17 protein-coding genes are annotated in these 19,429 nt (G+C 63.5%); 11 read left to right on the top strand and 6 right to left on the bottom strand.

Features of this window, described 5'->3' with window-relative positions; all coding sequences use genetic code 11:
• The first annotated feature begins 95 nt into the window (after positions 1-95).
• From fni to BLV18_RS12620, 5 genes are read left to right on the top strand one after another with little or no spacing between them, the layout of a single operon-like run.
• Positions 96-1,142 carry a type 2 isopentenyl-diphosphate Delta-isomerase gene (fni, locus tag BLV18_RS12600; protein WP_090358964.1) on the top strand — a complete coding sequence of 349 codons (1,047 nt, stop codon included), beginning with the start codon at positions 96-98 and terminating at the stop codon, positions 1,140-1,142.
• Entirely contained in the window at positions 1,139-2,413 is a 1,275-nt protein-coding gene (locus tag BLV18_RS12605) for a glycosyltransferase (RefSeq protein ID WP_090358966.1), read from the top strand. The genes fni and BLV18_RS12605 overlap by 4 nt, the downstream gene beginning before the upstream one ends.
• Positions 2,410-3,585 (top strand): lycopene beta-cyclase CrtY, encoded by a 1,176-nt coding sequence (crtY, locus tag BLV18_RS12610; protein WP_090358968.1) that lies wholly within the window; start codon positions 2,410-2,412, stop codon positions 3,583-3,585. Before BLV18_RS12605 ends, crtY begins: the two co-directional genes overlap by 4 nt.
• Complete coding sequence (locus BLV18_RS12615; RefSeq protein WP_090358970.1) at positions 3,572-5,062, top strand: phytoene desaturase; 1,491 nt, start codon at positions 3,572-3,574, stop codon at positions 5,060-5,062. The genes crtY and BLV18_RS12615 overlap by 14 nt, the downstream gene beginning before the upstream one ends.
• The gene (locus BLV18_RS12620; RefSeq protein ID WP_139211022.1) at positions 5,059-6,057 is read left to right on the top strand and encodes a phytoene/squalene synthase family protein; all 999 of its coding nucleotides are present in this window, start codon (positions 5,059-5,061) and stop codon (positions 6,055-6,057) included. Before BLV18_RS12615 ends, BLV18_RS12620 begins: the two co-directional genes overlap by 4 nt.
• On the opposite strand, the gene BLV18_RS12625 is transcribed toward BLV18_RS12620, so the two are convergent.
• The 3 genes from BLV18_RS12625 to BLV18_RS12635 all read right to left on the bottom strand — a co-directional run bounded on the left by BLV18_RS12625 (position 5,939) and on the right by BLV18_RS12635 (position 9,116).
• A complete protein-coding gene (locus BLV18_RS12625; protein ID WP_082223600.1) occupies positions 5,939-6,508 on the bottom strand; it encodes a sterol desaturase family protein in 570 nt (189 codons plus the stop codon). The two genes, BLV18_RS12620 and BLV18_RS12625, sit on opposite strands and share 119 nt — an antisense overlap.
• 55 nt (positions 6,509-6,563) lie before the next feature.
• Positions 6,564-8,759, bottom strand: coding sequence for a TonB-dependent receptor family protein (locus BLV18_RS12630; RefSeq protein ID WP_090358972.1), 2,196 nt, complete (start codon positions 8,757-8,759; stop codon positions 6,564-6,566).
• A gap of 147 nt (positions 8,760-8,906) precedes the next feature.
• Positions 8,907-9,116: a hypothetical protein gene (locus BLV18_RS12635; protein WP_090358974.1), complete on the bottom strand. Its 210-nt coding sequence runs from the start codon at positions 9,114-9,116 to the stop codon at positions 8,907-8,909.
• 244 nt (positions 9,117-9,360) lie between these two features.
• Here BLV18_RS12635 and BLV18_RS12640 point away from each other — a divergent pair, with 244 nt between their 5' ends.
• From BLV18_RS12640 to BLV18_RS22850, 6 genes are all read left to right on the top strand, one after another.
• Positions 9,361-9,621: a hypothetical protein gene (locus tag BLV18_RS12640; protein WP_090358976.1), complete on the top strand. Its 261-nt coding sequence runs from the start codon at positions 9,361-9,363 to the stop codon at positions 9,619-9,621.
• A gap of 106 nt (positions 9,622-9,727) precedes the next feature.
• On the top strand, positions 9,728-9,994 hold the full coding sequence (locus tag BLV18_RS12645) for a DUF6555 family protein (protein WP_049859886.1): 267 nt from the start codon (positions 9,728-9,730) through the stop codon (positions 9,992-9,994).
• A gap of 256 nt (positions 9,995-10,250) precedes the next feature.
• Complete coding sequence (locus tag BLV18_RS12650) at positions 10,251-11,822, top strand: sensor domain-containing diguanylate cyclase (RefSeq protein ID WP_090358978.1); 1,572 nt, start codon at positions 10,251-10,253, stop codon at positions 11,820-11,822.
• Between the two features lie 115 nt (positions 11,823-11,937).
• Positions 11,938-13,164: a zinc-dependent alcohol dehydrogenase gene (locus BLV18_RS12655; RefSeq protein WP_049859884.1), complete on the top strand. Its 1,227-nt coding sequence runs from the start codon at positions 11,938-11,940 to the stop codon at positions 13,162-13,164.
• An 89-nt stretch (positions 13,165-13,253) separates the two neighbouring features.
• The gene (locus BLV18_RS12660) at positions 13,254-14,108 is read left to right on the top strand and encodes a sugar phosphate isomerase/epimerase family protein (protein WP_090358980.1); all 855 of its coding nucleotides are present in this window, start codon (positions 13,254-13,256) and stop codon (positions 14,106-14,108) included.
• Positions 14,109-14,219: 111 nt separating this feature from the next.
• Positions 14,220-14,306, top strand: a complete 87-nt coding sequence (locus tag BLV18_RS22850; RefSeq protein ID WP_442962755.1) for a small membrane protein YohP — start codon at positions 14,220-14,222, stop codon at positions 14,304-14,306.
• A gap of 50 nt (positions 14,307-14,356) precedes the next feature.
• On the opposite strand, the gene aroD is transcribed toward BLV18_RS22850, so the two are convergent.
• From aroD to glgX, 3 genes are all read right to left on the bottom strand, one after another.
• A complete protein-coding gene (gene aroD / locus BLV18_RS12665) occupies positions 14,357-15,244 on the bottom strand; it encodes a type I 3-dehydroquinate dehydratase (protein WP_208598860.1) in 888 nt (295 codons plus the stop codon).
• Between the two features lie 94 nt (positions 15,245-15,338).
• Positions 15,339-16,886 carry a GGDEF domain-containing protein gene (locus BLV18_RS12670; protein ID WP_090358982.1) on the bottom strand — a complete coding sequence of 516 codons (1,548 nt, stop codon included), beginning with the start codon at positions 16,884-16,886 and terminating at the stop codon, positions 15,339-15,341.
• Between the two features lie 262 nt (positions 16,887-17,148).
• Positions 17,149-19,323 (bottom strand): glycogen debranching protein GlgX, encoded by a 2,175-nt coding sequence (gene glgX / locus BLV18_RS12675; RefSeq protein WP_244156859.1) that lies wholly within the window; start codon positions 19,321-19,323, stop codon positions 17,149-17,151.
• Between the last annotated feature and the right edge of the window lie 106 nt (positions 19,324-19,429).

Genomic DNA, 19,429 nt, shown 5'->3' on the forward strand with positions numbered 1-19,429 from the left:
TGGACATACGTTATGCGAATATGAGCGCGCCGTACAACTCTCTACCATGGACAGACCGCAGGCAGCCGTAAATGATCCTGAGCAATGGAGCTGACATGAAGCCCGACGAGTTGAGTCGACGCAAGGATGACCATCTGGATATCGTCCTGGATCCGCTCAGGGCGATCACGCGCATGGGCGCGGGCTGGGACACTATTCAGTTCGAGCATTGTGCCTTGCCTGAGCTGGACCTTGCAGACATCGACCTGCGCAGTTCCCTGCTCGGCATCGACCTGCAGGCGCCGTTGCTGATCAGCTCCATGACCGGCGGCGCCTTTCGCGCCGTCGCGATCAACCGGCACCTGGCCGAAGCGGCGCAGGCCCTGGGCATCGCCATGGGCGTGGGGTCCCAGCGGGTCAGCCTGCAGACCGGCAACGACCAGGGGCTCACCCGCGAGCTGCGGCGCATCGCCCCGGACATCCCGCTGCTGGCCAACATCGGTGCAGCGCAGTTGCTCGAAAACGGTGGCATGGACCTGGCCCAGCGCGCGGTCGACACCCTGGAAGCCAGCGGTTTGATCATCCATCTCAACCCGCTGCAGGAAGCCGTTCAGCCCGAAGGTGACCGTCACTGGCGCGGCGTGCTCGCGCAGATCGCCCGGGCGGTGACGGTGCTCAAGGTGCCGGTGGTGATCAAGGAAGTCGGCGCGGGGCTCTCCGCCCGCGTGGCGCAGACCTTGGTCGAGGCCGGCGTGCAGGTCATCGATGTGGCCGGTGCGGGCGGGACCAGTTGGGCTGCGGTCGAAGGCGAACGCGCAACTCGGGCAGCGGACCGCGCGGTGGCCATGGCCTTCGCCGGCTGGGGCATTCCCACCGCCACCTGCGTGCAGACGGTCCGTCAGGCGCTGCCCGACGTACGCTTGATCGCTTCGGGCGGCGTGCGCGATGGCGTCGATGCGGCCAAGGCCATCCGCCTCGGCGCCGACCTCGTCGGTCAGGCCGCCAGTGTGTTGCCGGGCGCTACGCTGTCCACGGAAGCTGTGATCGAACACTTCGAAGTGGTCATTCGCCAGCTTCGCGTGGCCTGTTTCTGCACCGGTTCGGCCAATCTGGCAGGGCTGCGCCATGCCCGTCTGCTCGATTCGCAGGCTCTGCCTCGATGAGTCATTTCGGCATTGTCGCGCCCGCCTATTACAGTCATTTCCACGCGTTGCAGGCGCTGGCCCCGGAGCTGATGCAGCGCGGTCATCGAGTCACCTTCTTTCACCAGGCCGACGCCGCGCGGTGGGTCACGGCCCCCGGTATCGGCTATTGCGTGCTGGGCGCAGCCAGCCACCCGCCCGGCAGCCTGCAACGCAGTCTGCGCCTGGCGGCCAGCCCCGGCACACCCTGGGGCCTGCGGCAGATCATCGAGCAGTTGGCCGCCACCACACGCATGTTCTGCGACGAACTGCCGGCTGTACTGGAGCAGCACGGTGTCGACGCGCTGCTGTGCGATCAGATGGAAGCGGGCGGTGGCCTGGTCGCGGAAAGCCTGGGGCTGCCCTTCGTCTCGATCGCCTGCGCCCTGCCGGTCAACCGCGAGCCGGGCCTGCCGCTGCCGGTGATGCCGTTCGCCTACGACACGGATGAGCGCAGCCTGCACATGTACCGCGGCAGCACCCAGGTCTACGACTGGCTGATGAAGCCCCATGCCCGCGCCATCCAGGGCGCCGCGAAAGCCCTCGGACTGGCGCCGCGCAGCGCTCTGCACGAGTGCCTTTCGCCGTTGGCGCAGATCAGCCAGACGCTGGCGGGCTTCGACTTCCCGCGCCAGGCTGCGCCGCCGCATCTGCACGCGGTCGGTCCGCTGCGCACCGCCACTGCGGCCACCAGAGGCAGTTGGTCGATCAACCCAGAGCGCCCGTTCGTCTTCGCAAGCCTGGGCACCCTGCAGGGCCAGCGTCTGGGCATGTTCGAACAGATCGCCAAGGCCTGCCGGCAACTCGATGCCCAACTGCTGATCGCCCACTGCGGCTTGCTCGATGCAGCGGCCGAAAAACGCCTGGCTGCGCTCGGCGCCACCTGGGTCACCGATTTCGCCCCGCAACAGTGGGCCTTGGAACAGGCCGATGCAGTGGTCACCCACGGCGGACTGAACACCGTGATGGATGCCATCGCCAGCACCACCCCGATGCTGGTGATGCCCATCGCCTTCGACCAGCCCGGCGTGGCCGCGCGGGTCCGCCATCATGGCCTGGGCCTGCAATTGCATCGTCGCGCCCGCTCGCCGCGCATCGCCCAGGCGCTGCGTGAGGTCCTGGCCCTGTCGATCCAGCCCTTTGCCCGCTTGAGCGCGGAACTTGCAAGCGCAGGCGGCACGTTGAAGGCAGCCGACATCATCGAAACCGCGATAGACACCCGACAGCCCGTCTTGGCCGGAGCCTTGGCATGACGTACGACCTGATCCTGGCCGGCGCCGGCCTGGCCAATGGCCTGATCGCCTGGCGCCTGCGCCAGGCGCGTCCGGAGCTGAACATCCTGTGCATCGATGCGCAGCAGAGTCAGGGGGGCAACCATACCTGGTCCTTTCACGACGGCGACCTCACCGCCGAACAGCATCATTGGATCGAGCCGCTGGTGGTCAAGCGCTGGCCCAGCTACCAGGTGCATTTCCCCCAGGTATCGCGGGTGCTCGACAGTGGCTACGCCAGCATCACCAGCGAGCGCTTCGCCGAGGTCATCACCCAGGCGTTGGGCGACCGGCTGCGCCTGGGTCAAACCATCACCGAACTGGGCCCGCGCCACGTGCGCCTGGCCAGCGGCGAGACGCTGCAAGCCGGTGCGGTCATCGACGGTCGCGGGGTACGGCCCAGCCCACACCTGGTGCTCGGCCAGCAGGCGTTCGTCGGCCAATTGCTGCGACTGGAGCAGCCGCACGGGTTGCTCGGGCCGATTATCATGGACGCCCGGGTGGATCAGGGTGATGGGTACCGCTTCGTCTATGTACTGCCCTTTTCGGCCGATACCGTGCTGGTGGAAGACACCCACTATGTAGATCGCCATACCCTGAGCACCGAGCAGCTGCGCGAGCACATCGGCGAGTACGTGCGCTGGCAAGGCTGGACGGTCGCCGAGTGCCTGCGCGAAGAACAGGGCGTGCTGCCGATTACCCTGGCCGGCGACTTCGAGGCGTTCTGGCAGCAAGCGTCTGGCCAGCCGCTGTCCGGCCTGCGCGCCGGCCTGTTTCACTGCACCACCGGCTATTCGTTGCCCCACGCGGTGCGCCTGGCCCAGTGGCTGGCGCAACAGCCGGTCATGGACGCCGATCGCCTGTTCACCGGCATCCGCGACCACGCCCGCCAGCAGTGGAACGACCAAGGTTTCTACCGTCTGCTCAACCGCATGTTGTTCCTCGCCGGAAGGCCCCAGGACCGCTGGCGGGTCATGCAGCGTTTCTATCGCTTGTCGCCCGCGTTGATCAGCCGTTTCTACGCAGGCCAAAACCACTGGCGTGACCGCGCCCGCATTCTCGTCGGCAAGCCACCCGTGCCCGTCGACGAGGCCGTGCGCGCCGCCCTCAGATCTTCTCCCCGGCAGTTCGAGAACCCACATGAATCCAGCTAAAACCGCCATCGTCATCGGCGCAGGCTTCGGCGGCCTGGCCCTGGCGATCCGCCTGCAGGCCGCAGGCATCCACACCACCCTGCTGGAGAAGCGCGACCAGCCCGGGGGCCGAGCCTATGTCTACCGCGACCAGGGCTTCACCTTCGATGCCGGCCCGACGGTGATCACCGACCCCACGGCCATCGAAGAGCTGTTCACCCTCAGTGGCAAGCGCATGGCCGACTACGTCGACCTGCTGCCGGTCAAGCCGTTCTACCGCCTGTGCTGGGAAGACGGCACGAAGTTCGACTATGCCAACGATCAGGCCGAACTGGACCGCCAGATCCATGCCCTGAACCCACCGGACGTGGCCGGCTACCAGCGCTTCCTGGCCTACTCCCAGGCGGTGTTCAAGGAAGGCTACCTCAAGCTGGGTGCGGTACCGTTCCTGTCGTTTCGCGACATGCTTCAGGCCGGACCGCAACTGGCACGCCTGCAGGCCTGGCGCAGCGTGTATTCGATGGTGTCGAGCTTCATCGAACACGACCAGTTGCGCCAGGCGTTCTCGTTTCACTCCTTGCTGGTGGGCGGCAACCCGTTTGCCACCTCTTCGATCTACACCTTGATCCATGCGCTGGAGCGCGAATGGGGTGTGTGGTTTCCCAAGGGCGGGACGGGGGCGCTGGTGCAAGGCATGGTGAAGCTGTTCCAGGATCTGGGCGGCACCCTGGAGTTGAATGCGGAAGTGGCCGGCATCGACGTCGAGAACGATCGGGCCACGGCCGTGCATGCCCGTGACGGTCGCAGCTGGCGCGCCGATTGCCTGGCCTCCAACGCCGACGTGGTGCACACCTACGCCGACCTGCTGGGTAAACACCCGCGCGGTCGACGCGAGGGCAAGCGTCTCAAGGGCAAGCGTTTCAGCAACTCGCTGTTCGTCATCCATTTCGGCCTCAAACGCCCGCAGCCGCAGTTGCAGCACCACACGGTGTGCTTCGGGGCGCGCTATCAGGCGCTGATCCACGAAATCTTCAACGGCGCCGAACTGGCCTCGGACTTCTCGCTGTACCTGCACGCCCCCTGTGTGACGGATCCCAGCCTGGCGCCGCCGGGCTGTTCCAGCCACTACGTGTTGTCGCCGGTACCGCACCTGGGCAACGCCGCCATCGACTGGTCGGTGCAGGGGCCGCTGTATCGCGACCGCATTTTCGAATACCTGGAAGAGCACTACATTCCTGGCCTGCGCGAAGACCTGGTGACCTGCCGTATCTTCACCCCGGATGATTTCCAGACCGAACTCAATGCGCACCTGGGCTCGGCGTTTTCCCTGGAGCCGGTGCTGCAGCAGAGTGCCTGGTTCCGCCCGCACAACCGCGACGCGCAGTTGAACAACGTCTACCTGGTCGGTGCTGGCACCCACCCCGGCGCCGGCGTGCCGGGCGTGATCGGTTCGGCCAAGGCGACTGCCGGTCTGATGATCGCGGACCTGCATCCATGAGCACCTCGGCGCCGGATCCGGCGCTGCGCGAGCATGCCGAACAGAGCATCGCGGTGGGCTCGAAGAGCTTCGCCGCGGCCGCCAAGCTGTTCGACGAACGCACCCGGCGCAGCGCGGTGATGCTGTACGCCTGGTGTCGCCATTGCGACGACGTGATCGATGGTCAGCAGGCCGGTCACGACGCCGTGTCGATCACCCCGCAGGAGGCACAGCGCCGCCTGGCGCTGCTGCAGGCCCAGACCCATGCGGTCTATGCAGGCGTGCCCGCGAGCGAGCCGGCCTTTGCCGCATTCGCCGAAGTGGTGCGCGAGCACGACATCCCCGAGCACAATGCTCTGGAGCATCTGGCCGGTTTCGAAATGGACGTGCTGGACCGCCGTTATCACACTCAGGACGACACGCTGCAGTATTGCTACCACGTCGCAGGCGTCGTCGGTCTGATGATGGCGCGGGTCATGGGCACCCATGACCCGCGCACCCTGGATCGCGCCTGCGACCTGGGGCTGGCGTTTCAGTTGACCAACATCGCCCGCGATATCGTCGAGGATGCGCGCATCGGTCGCTGTTATCTGCCGGCGCAGTGGCTGGAAGAACTGAACATTCCGCTGCAGGACCTGGCGGCGCCCGAGCATCGGCCGGCGGTGGCGGTGTTGGCGCGGCGTCTGGTCGACCTGGCCGAGCCCTACTACGCCAGCGCCCAGGCGGGCCTGGCCGCCCTGCCCTGGCGTTCGGCCTGGGCCGTGGCGACTGCGGCGGCCGTGTACCGGCAGATCGGAGTCAAGGTGGTTGCGGCAGGCAGTCATGCCTGGGACACCCGTGTCTCGACCTCCAAGGCCGAAAAGCTGGCAGCGGTCAGTCAGGGATGGTGGCGTGCGGTCAGCGCTCGCTGGCGGCAGTGGCCGAAGCGTTCGACTCAGCTGTGGAACCGGCCTCGTCCGCCTTGCGCAGAGGCCCCTGGTGCAACGCCCGCAACTGAGCGCGCAAGCGCGTCGTAGACGGCGCGAACAGAAAGCCGAAGGACACGCAGCGGTCCTTGCCCTCGACCGCGTGGTGCATCAGGTGCGCCTGGTACAGGCGCTTGAGGTAACCGCGTCGCGGCACCAGATGGAATGGCCAGCGCCGATGCACCAGACCGTCATGGACGACGAAGTACAACGCGCCGTAGGCGGTCATGCCGGCGCCGATCCATTCCAGCGGATGCAGACCCTGGGTCCCCAGGGCAATCAGCACGATCGCCAGCCCCGCGAACACCACCGCATACAGGTCGTTCTTCTCGAACCAGCCGGTACGCGGCTCGTGGTGGGAGCGGTGCCAGCCCCAGCCCCAGCCATGCATGAGGTACTTGTGGGCCAGGTAGGCAACGCCTTCCATGGCCGCCAGAGTGATGAAGAAAACCAGGCTGTTGAGAATCACTGCTGCGCTCTGCCAAGACGGATAGACCGCCATCTTAACGCAACCGGCCCACCCATGGCGTCACGCCGGCCGGCTGCTCATCGGCTGCTCAGCGCAGGCTCCACGAGACGCCGGCGTAGACACCCCGGCCATCGCCCGGCGTGGAACGTGCAACATCGCGGCCTTGGTCGTCGTAGCCGGGGGTGACCGTGCTGGCGTAGCGCTTGTTGGTCAGGTTGCGCAGGTCCACCCAGGTCTGCCAGCTATCATCCGGCGCCGAGTAGCCCAGACTGGCGCCGAACAGTGTGTAGGCCGCCGCATGGTAGGAGTTGGCGTAGTCCACGGCGATGCGCGAGGCGTGCTGCACGTTGAAACCGGTGTAGACGCCGCTGGGGTGGTCGTAGCGCAATTCGGCCTGATAGTAATGTCGAGGCAGGCCAGGCAGCCGGTTATTGCCGAAACGCGCGTCGTCACGGTAGTGGAAATCGCTGTAGGTGTAGGTCTGGCGCAAACCCAGACGTCCGGCCTGCTGCCCCTCCCATAATGGGCTGTCCAGGGCCATCTCGACGCCCTGATGGACCGTCGGGCTGGCATTCGCCTCGCCGATCACCTGCGAGGTGGTGGCCGTGGCGGCCTGGGTTTCGACACTGAGCAGCTCATGGCGGACCTGCGAGTAATACCAGGCCAGATCCCAGCGGCCGAACCAGGCATCGCCACGCCCACCCAGCTCCAGGGTGGTCGCGCTCTGGTTGTCGAGCTCCACGCCATTGCTCTGCAAACCCGTCGCCGCGCCGCTGCCCGGCGCGAAGTAGCGGTTGGAGCCCCAGATCATCGACCAGGGGTGTGGCGGTTCCACCGAACGGCTGAGGTTGCCGAACACCTGCACCTTCGGGCTGTAGTCGTAGCGCAAACCCAGGCGCGGCGCGTAGTCCCAGGCGTGCAGGCTGACCCGGTCATGGGTCACCGGGTAGCTGACCTCCGTCTCGCGCCGGGTGTACAGCGCAGCTAGCCCAGTGGTCAGCCAGAGATCGGGCACCAGTTCCAGCTCGTTGCTGATGTACACCGTATGGTCGGAGCCTTGATAGCTGTAGTCCCGGGTGCGGGTGCCGGGCGCATACCCGGCCGTGTTGCCGACGGGTACCCGGACGAGTTCCGACACGCCGGAATTGGGCAACGCCTTGGTGCTGCGCCACCCCACGGTCGTTTTGCTGGCGTGGCCGAGCAGCACGTCCTGGCGCACATAGTTCAAGGTACCGCTGACATCGGTGTAGGCCACCTTCATACGGTTGGTGCCTTCGCGCAGGTCCATTGGATAGTCGTGATAGACCAGACCGGCTTCCAGGCGGGCATCGTCGTCCAGGTGCCAGGTGGTCTTGTTGGCCAGCCAGGTACTGCCCGGTTGAATGCGCTTGGAATCGCGTGCCAGGTTCAAGGCGTTGGCCACGCGGGGATCATGGCCGATCTGCGCCCGCGTCAGCTTGCCCGGGGTGTCGTTGTCGGTCTCGCGATAGCGGAAGTAGAAACGCGTTTCCAACTGCGGACTGAAACGGTAGCCGAAGTTGCCTGCCGCACCACGGCTGCCACCTGCGCTTTGGTCCTGGAAGCCGTCGTAGCTGGAATCGGTCACGCTGAAATAGTAATCGGCATCACCCAGCACCTGGCCAGAACTGATCTGACGCTTGCTGTAGCCATGACTGCCGACTTCGTAGCGCAGTTGCAACTTGGGGGCATCGTATCCGGTGTGCGTCACATAGTTGATGGCACCGCCCAAGGCCAGCGCGCCGCGATCGAAGCCATTGGCCCCGCGCAGCACTTCCACGCGGCTGAGCCACAAGGGCTCCAGCAATTCGTAAGGCGTGCCGCCCGGACCGGTCAGCGGCAGGCCATCGAACATCTGGTACAGTCCCGACGAATGCGCCCCCGGCCCACGGTTGATACCCGAACCGCGAATGGAGATTTTTGCGCCCTCGTTGTTGGCGGCGTGGGCGTAGATACCTGCCTGATTGCTGAACAGATCCTCGTTGCCCGAGAGCCTGCCGCGCCCCACGGCGGCGGTGTCGATCAGGTTGCTGGCGCCTGGCACCGAACGCAGAGCCAGGTCGGCTTCGTCGATCTCGCTCAGGCGTGCCTCGCTGACTTCCACGGCCTGCAACTCCATCACCTGCGCCGCCAGGGCGGCGCTGGGGGCGCCAAACAAGGCGGCCAGGCCCAGCACTGGCCATGCCGGCGCGCGAGGCGTGGTACAGGTGGAAAGGCAATGCAGACGGTCCCGGACGCGAAGACGGGACGCAGACGGTTGCGGCATGGAACACATCCTTGAAAAGCGGTACGCCCGGGCGGCACTCCCGGACTGGCAGATAACGAGGCCCCACCTGGTGTGGCCATTGGGGAGGGTTGACGTTCGCGCGAGCGCTTTAAGCACATCGGGGGGTGGAAAGGAGGTCTGCGTCGATCACGGCTCGCTGCGCAGCGCATTGAGATATTGGGTGCCCTTGACGGTGAGCGCCAGGCGCGTGCGACCGTCCCCGGTCACCGTGGTCACGATATAGCCGACCAGCAGCAAGGCGCGCAGAGCAAAGCCGTCCTCACTGGTGAAGGCTTGCCATTGGGCGCCCTCTATCAGCGTCAGCAACCGCTTGTAGTTGGCCTGGTCTTCGGTCATCAGTGCCCAGCCTCCATTGCGTCCATTGCAAGTGCGGCCAGCTTACTCAAAAGCATCGGCCAAGGCATCGAAAAACACTTCTGGATGTCCAACGGTGTAGCGATGAAAATGCGTCAAGGGAAGTTGAAAAACTGATGGCAATGAACAGGCGCTTTCAGCCACTATCAGCTATAGCTCTTACAGCCCCGGGCGTTTTGCCCGCTTCCTCACTGCCTCCTCAACAGCGTCCGTCAAGGGTGATTCCATGGCTTCCATCGAAACGGTACTCGCCGGGCTTGACCCGCCCCTGAAACACGAAACCGAACTCCACGATGGCCTGCTGAAACTGACGCTGACCGACCCCAACGTTCCAGCCCATGTAGAGCGCAGTCTTTCGCCGCGGGAATACGAAGACATCATTCTGTTTCGGCTGCTGGTGCTGCATGCGGTCAATGAAATTCGCGGCAAGGGTTCCCATGCGCCGCTGGAAGTGATGCCTGATATCGAATGGACCGCCCGCACCTGATTGCAGAGGGCTTGCCAGGTATGCGGCAACTCGTCGCCGTCCTGCACATTTTCTGAATCTTTCCTGCGTGTCACAACTCAATGATGAGTCAACGCAGGAGATCACCATGCCGAACCCAACGCTGTTCATCATTGACTACAGGCTCCATGGAGCGGAAAAGTCGTTCATCATTCGTCTACCCACGCTGAACAATGCCGATGCCTGGCATTGGGCGAGCTGTGACGCAGGGGTCGGTGTTATCCCCAAGTTCGGCCGCGAACGGGTGCAGAAAGTCAGCAAGCCCAAAGCCGAGCAGTATGGGATTACCGATGTGCGCTGGAGGCCGTCAGGCCAACAGGCACGCGAAGAAGCAGGGACCGAAGCAGCACATTGAGTCGCACGATCTCCGCTTCGCCGCGCGACTGCCGTGTCAGCCGCATCTGCATCACCCTGTAGGGGGTTGCCCACGCAGCCCCCTCAGTTTCCCGGAAGAGTCTTACTCGTCCACAGTTCGCACCATTGAACACTCCCAGCCTTCCGACCTCGATACCACTGAGCTAGTCTGCCACTGACACGCTCATTTGCCGCATTGTCGAAAATGCAGCACAGGACACCTCGCGCCGCGACAGGGCGCAGCCATGAGGCCTTTCATGCCAGGACGCAATCCGCTACATGCCACGAGCGATGAAAGCGCCGAGCCATTATCTCGGCACGCGGGGCGCAATTCGGCCCTGTTTCGTCTCACCGTCACGTTCATCGTGCTGGTCATCTTCACCTTCACGGGCGTCGAGGGCTGGCGCGCCTGGCGCGACTACCAGCAGGCGTTCGCCACCGCACGCGATTCGGTCACCAACCTGGCCCGCGCCACGGCCCAGCATGCCGAAGATGCGATTCGCCAGGTCGACGTACTGACCGACGCGCTGGCCGAGCGCGTGCAAGGTGACGGCCTGCAGAACATGAACGTGCCGCGCATTCATGCGCTGATGCAGCAACAGGCGCGGATCATGCCGCAGTTGCATGGGCTGTTCATCTACGACGCCAGCGGACAATGGGTGGTGACCGACAAGACCGGTACGCCAGAGGCGGCCAACAACGCCGACCGCGACTACTTCAACTACCATCGCACCCACACCGATCCGAACGTGCGCATCAGCGACGTGGTGCGCAGCCGTTCGACGGACGAATACATCCTGCCGATCTCGCGCCGCCTGAATAACCCGGACGGCAGCTTTGCCGGGGTGCTGCTGGGAACGATTCGGGTCAGCTACTTCGTCGACTACTATGGTGACTTCAAGATCGACGATCGCGGCGCGCTGGTCCTGGCGCTGCGCAACGGCCGGATCCTGGTGCGGCGCCCGTTCCTTGCGCCGGTGCTGGGCAAGACGCTGGAAGACAGCGAGATCTTCAAACGCTATCTGCCGGTGGCCGACGAAGGCGTGGTCGAGGTCAAGGCGGTGGTCGACAACACCTACCGCCTGTATGCCTACCGCGCATTGACCAGCTATCCGCTGGTGGTGGAAGCCGGGCTGTCGCGCGAATCCTACATCGGCCCCTGGCGGCGCGACCTGCTCAAGACCGGCTTGGTGCTGCTGGTGCTGATCGCTGGCTTGAGTGGCTTTGGCATGATCGTGCTCAAGCAGCTGCGCGAACGCATCGCCATCGAGGAGGAACTGCGCCAGGCCCATCAGATCATGCGCGACATGGCGCTGACCGACAGCCTCAGTGGCCTGGGCAATCGGCGGCGGCTGGACATGGCCCTGGGGGCCGAAATCGGCCGCGCTCGCCGACAGCGCGGCTGGCTGGCGCTGATCATGCTCGATGTCGACTACTTCAAGCGCTACAACGATCGCTACGGCCATGCAGCCGGCGACCGCTGCCTGCGCCAGGTGGCCGACGCCATCGTGAAGGTGCTCAAGCGCCCTACCGACCTGGCCGTACGCTATGGTGGCGAAGAGTTCACCGTGCTGCTCCCCGGTACCGATCTGGAAGGCGCGGGCGTGGTTGCCGAGGCAATCCTGCAGGCCATTCGCGACCTGGGCGTCGAACACCTGGATCACCCTGCGGGGCACGTCACAGTCAGCGCCGGCATCACCGCCGCCCAGCCGGCAGTGGAATGGGTCACGGCCGCGCAAATGCTGATGACCGCCGATGCCTGCCTGTACACCGCCAAACACAAGGGCCGCAATCGCTGGCACGCCTGCGCCACTCAGAGCGGAACGTGACGAGTATGTCGACCCGATCCCGCAGGCCCATTGGACACATCGGCTTGAACTTCCCGTGTTTCGTATACCTCTGCTACTAACACCCCCCGATTCTGATCAAGAGGCTACGCGAACAATGAGAGCACTCACCTACCACGGCGCTCACGACGTCAAAGTCGACACGGTTCCCGATCCAGAGCTTCAGGATGCCGACGACATCATCCTGCGAGTCACGGCCACTGCCATCTGCGGCTCGGACCTGCACCTGTATCGAGGCAAGATTCCCACGGTCGAACACGGCGACATCTTCGGCCACGAATTCATGGGCATCGTCGAAGAAGTTGGCTCAGCGGTGACCGCGGTCAGCCCGGGCGATCGCGTGGTCATTCCTTTCGTCATCGCCTGCGGCAGCTGCTTCTTCTGCAACATCGATCTGTTCGCTGCCTGCGAAACCACCAACACCGGTCGCGGTGCGATCTTGAACAAGAAGTCGATTCCATCGGGCGCAGCGCTGTTCGGCTTCAGTCACCTGTACGGCGGCGTGCCCGGCGGTCAGGCCGAATACGTGCGTGTCCCCAAGGCCAATACCGGCCCGTTCAAGGTGCCTGGCACGCTGTCGGATGAAAAAGTGCTGTTCCTGTCGGACATTCTGCCCACCGCGTTCCAGGCGGTGAAGAACACCGAGATCGGCAAAGGTTCGAGCATCGCCATCTACGGCGCTGGCCCGGTCGGCCTGCTGTGCGCTGCCGTCGCGCGGATGCTGGGCGCCGAGCGTATCTTCATGGTCGATCACCACCCCTACCGCCTGGCCTATGCGCAACAGGCCTATGGGGTGATCCCGATCAACTTCGATGAAGATGACGATCCGGCCGACACCATCATCCGTCAGACGCCAGGCTCGCGCGGCGTGGATGGCGTCGTGGATGCAGTGGGCTTCGAAGCCAAGGGCAGCACCACCGAAACCGTGCTCGCCGCCCTCAAGCTTGAAGGCAGCAGCGGCAAGGCGTTGCGCCAGTGCATCGCGGCCGTGCGCCGTGGCGGCGTGGTCAGCGTGCCGGGCGTGTATGCCGGCTTCATCCACGGCTTCCTGTTCGGCGATGCGTTCGACAAGGGCTTGACCTTCCGCATGGGCCAGACTCACGTTCAGCGCTACCTGCCCGAGCTTCTCGAGCACATCGAAGCGGGCCGCTTGACGCCCGAGACGATCATCACCCACCGCATGTCCCTGGAACAGGCGGTCGAAGGCTACAAGATCTTCGACAAGAAGGAAGAGGATTGCCGCAAGGTCATTCTCACACCCGGCTCGCCGACTATCGAAGCGCCCATAGTAGAACCTGTCGCAGGTGTCGTACCCGCGCTCTGAAGCATCGCACCACGAGGCCGAGCTCTGCTCGGCCTTGCTTTGTCCGGCCCACGGCGATTGGGCTTTCATGCAGCAGTACAGAGGTCCCCATGCAACGCTTGGCACTGAGTCAGATCACCACCCAACCCCTCACCCTCGAACAAGACCTGCAACTGTGCCAGCGTCTGGGCTGCGGCCTGGAACTGGCGGAAAAGAAACTTTCCGAAGACCCTGCACGCGCACGGGAGCAATTGGCTCACGTGCGCGCCAGCGGCGTTCGAGTGACCTCGATCCAGCCCCGCACCCTGACCATTTTTCCTTCAGCTTCGGCGCCCGAGCCGCAAGCCCCAGAAGCGCGTCTGGCGCAGCTGATGAACTCGGTCGACCTGTTCAGCGAACTCTTTCCCGGCCTGGCACTGGTCACCAACACCGGCGCCGATGCGCAAGGCAACGAAGCCTTGGTCTGGACACAGTGCGTCGAGCACTACCGGACACTGGCCGAGCACGCGAGTGAAAAGGGGATGCTCATCGCACTCGAAGCGCTGGCGCCTTCGTTGATGAACCAGAACTCCATTCTGTTCGCCTTCAGCCAGGCCCGTGAAATGGCCGACGCCGTCGCACGGCCTGCCTTCGGCCTGTGCCTGGACCTGTACAACAGCTGGCAGGACCCCAGCCTGCTCGACACCCTCGATGCCGACAAGCTGTTCATCGTGCAATTGGCCGACTGGCGTCGTCCGCAATCGCTGCACGACCGACGTGCCGTGGGCGACGGCGCTATCCCCCTGAAAGCGCTTCTGCAGCGCTTAGTCGATGTGGGCTACGCGGGCGAGTACGTGCTCGAGATTTTTTCCGAGTCGGTCAGTGATTCGCTCTGGAAGGATGTGCCCACTGTGATCCAGGCCGTGGAGCGTAGCATCGCGGCGTTCGACGACATTCGCCAAGGGATTCTCGGAACACGTGCCTAGCCACCTGCCAGCCGCCGAACGACGCACAAGATACTGGCGTCACATGAAATGAAACGAGCACTACGAGCCGCTGTCTAGAGCTGTAACAACCCATTACCGTGAGTCATCCCTATGTTGAAGTTTCTTGGCAGCACCGTCGGCATCATCTTCCTGATCGGCCTGGTCGTGGTCATCGGCCTGTTCAAGCTGGTCTTCTGATTCCTGCCGGGGCGCTCCTCGAGCGCCCCTGTCCGCCCCAGCTGCTTCTTTCAGCTCTGCGAACCCTGCTCCACCACGTCCAGTACATTCCGTACCGCAGCAGCCTCCAGCTGTCCCGGCGCCGAAGCCTGGCCCAGGCTGGCATAGGTCAGGGCCGATCCGCTCAACTGCCCCGCCAACCGCGACAACACACCCAACGGCCCCATCGACATGGTCAGCAATGGACGCTTGGCATAGTGAGCCTGCATGTGCTGACTGGCCGCCATCAGCGTCAATACGTCCGCCTTGCTGTTGGGCATCACGGCGATCTTGAGAATGTCAGCGCCCAACGCCTGTTGCCGACGCAAACGCTCGACGATGACATGGTGGCTGGGGGTCGCGTTGAAATCATGGTTGGACAGCACCACGGCCACACCCCGTTCATGGGCCAGCGTGACGATGTTCTCGACAGCCGCCTGTGGCTTCATCATCTCCACGTCCAACAGATCGACATGACCGGTGTGCAGCAGCTCGGCGTACAAGTTGAAATACGTGGCATCGGCCAGCTCACGCTCACCCCCCTCCTCCTTGCTGCGCCAGGTGACGAGTAGAGGCTTGCCGTTCAGTACACCTACCAGACGGGCCAGCAACGGCTTCATCCGTTCGCCCAGGTGGCCTTGTGGATGATGATCCAAACGCAGTTCAGCCATGTCCACCTGTGACGCAGCGCCGATGTCACGAGCCTGATCAAGCGCTTCACGGTCGGTTGCGGCGGTGATGGACGCGATGATCTTGGGTGCGCCTTCGCCAATCCGCAATGATCCGATGGTCAGCACAGCGCTTCCCGGTGCCGCCGAAGGGACCTGCAAGGTCGCGGGCTGGGCGGCTAAAGCGACTGATGACAAGGGCATGCTGGCAGCGGCGACGGCGCTGCCCACGAGAAAACGACGACGTTGCACGGTACGTCCTCCAGAACACCGGCCTTCCAGGCTGGAAGGCGCGCAATAGAGCATTCGAGGGGCTCGCCATGTGGGGGTTCAAGAAGACTGCCGCTCAGGCCGCACCTGCCATGGCCACACCCTGCCGACCGTCGAGCTTGACGTGATACATGGCCTTGTCCGCCGCCTTGAGCAACGTATCGAGGTCTTCCCCGTGCACAGGGCACAGGGAAATCCCGATGCTGCCCGACAGCGACAACTGGCCTACGCAGGTGGCGATCGGCTGCTCGATTGCGTGCAGCAACTGTTGCGCCTTGAGGATCACGCTATCCGGGTTGGCCAGGTCCGAGACCAAGGCCACGAATTCGTCGCCGCCGTAGCGCGCTACCGTGTCATAGTCGCGAATCGCCTCGCGCATGCGCTTGGCCAGCGTCTGCAAGACCTGGTCACCCACCGCATGACCTCGTTCATCATTGATCTGCTTGAAGTGATCGAGGTCGATCAACATGACCGCAAAGGGAATGCCCTGCTCCGTCCACTGGCTCAGCGCCTGGGCGAAGCGATCCGCCAGCAGGTAGCGGTTGGGCAACTGCGTCAATACGTCGTGGGTGGCCAGGAACGCCGAACGCTCGTGTTCGAGTGCAGCCGCCTCGATGGCCGAAAAGTGCCTGACCAGCACCAGCGGCACCAATACCAGGATCGCCAGCAGCACGCTGAGGATCAGCAGCACTTCGGGCCCCAGCACATCCGCCAGGCTAAGCTGGCGCTGGAAGGTCAAGGACAGCGGTTGCGTCGGGCTGTCGACGAATACGTCATCGGTCAGCCGCGGCAAGACCAGTTCGTCCCACCAACGGCTCTGCGCTGCCTCCATGGCCACGACCTGGGTGTTGTGATCATCGCTGCGCAACCGTGCGCTGACAGCCACTCGCGGATCGTTGTTGTGGCGCACGATCGCTCCCAGCAGCGCGTCGGTCTTGATCACCAGCATGGCGACCATCGTGCTGCCGAAGAAGTTGGGCAGCGTGTTCTGAGCGTCCTCTTCAGGGCGCAACACCGATTTCATCAGAATGTATGCATCGCCACCTTCATACAACGCGAAAACGGGCGTCACCACCGGCACAGAACTCTGGTGGATACGCACCAGGGCGTTGCTCAGATAGGGGACGGTCTCAAGCCTCACCCCGTAGATCACGTTGGTCTCCGGCAACTGGGGCGACATGAAGAGAATCGGCCATGTCGTGTTCATGCCATTGCGGGAATCGACCACAGGCGCAGGCGGTGTGAAATCCTTCAACTGGAAATCCGGCAACCAGGTGCGCCGCAGCAGGGCCGCGAAATTGCACTGCTCGTCCTGAGGCACACTGCGCGCCACTTCCAGCATATAGATGTGCGGATAAGCCACCAGCACGGCAGCGCCATAGCGAGCGGCCGCATCGGTATCGCTCTGCTTGACCGCCTGCAGGAACGCGGCAAACCCGGCCAGCACCGCATCGTTGGTGTCCAGCTGGTTGCGCACACTGCTCGCGATGCTTTGCACGTACTCCGAAAAGCGGGTTTCCTGCCGCTGGATTTCCGAGCGCAACAGAGAAAATGCCGAGAATGCGATCAAGCCGAACGCCAGGCCGATAAAACCTGCGAGCGATGGGCGGCGTCTGATCAACATCGTGGCAATATCCAGCGCACAAGCGTGCACAGACTGTGAAGGTGAGAATCGTCGAAGAGATCATGCTGGCGCATGACAGACTCTTTCCACGACAAGCATGGCGGCGGATTGCAGGAGCAGTCGCCCTTGACTGGAAAGCTAGCAAATTGCCATCTTAGCGTCTACAGCGGCTTGTCACCCGTCTGCAATCAGAACGGCACAACGACAAACGCCCCGATACGGTCAGTCGATGACCGCATCGGGGCGTTCGGGTATTACGTTGTTAACGACGCTTCTTGGTCGACGGCTTGGCCAGTTCGAACATCAGTACCGAACGCCCGGTGACGGCGTACTCGGTACCGAAATCAAACGACTCGCCTGCCTCGAAGTCGGTCTGGTTGGTATCCAACTGCAGAATCCAACGCTTGCCTTCCGGTACTTCCGGCAGGGTGAAACCGACCACGTCATGGTGCGCGTTGACCACGATCAAGAGCGAATGGTCGACCCCGGCACGGCGGATACCACTGGCCTGAGTGCGACCGTCGAGCAGGATACCCATGCAGCGGTTGCTGCCGTCCTGCCACTGCTCGACACCCATTTCGCTGCCGTTGGGCTGGATCCAGCTGACGTCCTTGATACCCAGGCTTTCGTCGTAGGCACCGGTGAAGAAGCGATTGCGGCGCAGCAGTGGGTAGCGGTTGCGCAGCTCGATCAGGTACTTGACGAAGTCCTGCAACTCGGTGCTCTGCTCGCTGATGTTCCAGTCCACCCAGCCGATCTCGCTGTCCTGGCAATACGCGTTGTTGCTGCCACCCTGGGTACGCGCGAACTCGTCGCCGGCCAGCAGCATCGGGGTGCCTTGGGCGAGGAACAGCGTCGCCAGCAGGTTGCGCATCTGGCGGTAGCGCAGAGCGACGATTTCCGGATCATCGGTGGGGCCTTCGACACCGCAGTTCCACGAGCGGTTGTCGGAGTGACCGTCGCGGTTGTCTTCGCCGTTGGCCTCGTTGTGCTTCTCGTTGTACGACACCAGGTCGTTCAAGGTGAAACCATCGTGAGCGGTGATGAAGTTGACCGACGACGCCGGCTTGCGACCGCGACGGTTGAACTGGTCGCCCGAGCCCAGGAAGATCTTCGCGAAGTCGCCGAGCATCTCGTCGTCGCCCTTCCAGAACGCGCGGGAGATGTCGCGGAACTTGTCGTTCCATTCCATCCAGCCCGGCGGGAAGTTGCCCACCTGGTAGCCGCCCGGACCGCAGTCCCAAGGCTCGGCAACCAGCTTGACCTTGGCCAGCACCGGATCCTGACGGCAGGCGTCGAGGAAGCCGCCGCCTTCGCTGAAGCCATGAGCTTCGCGGCCCAGAATGGTCGCCAGGTCGAAACGGAAACCATCCACGCCCATTTCCGAACTCCAGTAGCGCAAAGAGTCGGTGACCATCTGCAGGACGCAGGGGTGGCTCATGTTCAGGGTGTTGCCGGTGCCGGTGTCGTTGATGTAGTAACGCGCATCGTCTGGCATCAGGCGGTAGTAGTTGGCGTTGTCGATACCCTTGAGCGACAGGGTCGGACCCATCTCGTTGCCTTCGGCAGTGTGGTTGTACACCACGTCGAGAATCACTTCCAGGCCGGCCTTGTGGAAGCGCGAGACCATGACCTTGAACTCGCCGATCGACGAACCCGCCATGTAGCGCGCATGGGGCGCAAAGAAGCCCAGGGTGTTGTAGCCCCAGAAGTTGTGCAGGCCCTTTTCCAGCAGATGATTGTCATCCAGGAAATAATGGACTGGCATCAGCTCCACCGACGTCACACCCAGGGAACGGATGTATTCCACCACATCGTTTTCGTGGAAGGCAGCGAAGGTGCCGCGCTCGGTTTCACGCACCGAAGGATGGCGCATGGTGAAGCCGCGTACGTGGGTTTCGTAGAAAATGGTCTTTTCCCATGGCACGTTCGGCTTGGCCGTACTGCCCCAGGTGAAGGCCGGGTCGATCACTCGGCAGCGTGGCATGAACGGCGCACTATCGCGCTCGTCGAACGAAAGATCGCCGTCTTCATGGCCGACGATATAGCCGAACAGTGCATCGTCCCATTTCAGCTCGCCGGAAATCTGCTTGGCATAGGGGTCGATCAGCAGCTTGTTGGCATTGAAACGGTGGCCGTTTGCAGGGTCATACGGACCGTGCACACGGTAACCATACAGAGTGCCCGGGCGCGCATCGGGCAGATAGCCGTGCCAGATCTCGTTGGTGAATTCAGGCAACGCGATGCGTTCGATCTCTTCCACGCCATCGGCGTCGAAAAGGCACAGCTCGACTTTGGTAGCGTTGGCCGAAAAAATTGCAAAGTTGACGCCCGACCCATCCCAGGTCGCGCCCAATGGGTACGGCAAGCCCTCGCTCACACGGCTGGCGGGACGTTCCTGGCTCGACGCACTGTCATTCATTGATTGATCAGACATGATCAAACACTCCGGAAATAGGTTGAGCCTGAGCTCTTGGGTAGACGACCAAAACGGTCTATTGATAGAAGCGCGCGCCGCGCAACAGTTCAGGATATTTTTTCAG

Source organism: Pseudomonas coleopterorum, assembly GCF_900105555.1.
Lineage (GTDB): Bacteria > Pseudomonadota > Gammaproteobacteria > Pseudomonadales > Pseudomonadaceae > Aquipseudomonas > Aquipseudomonas coleopterorum.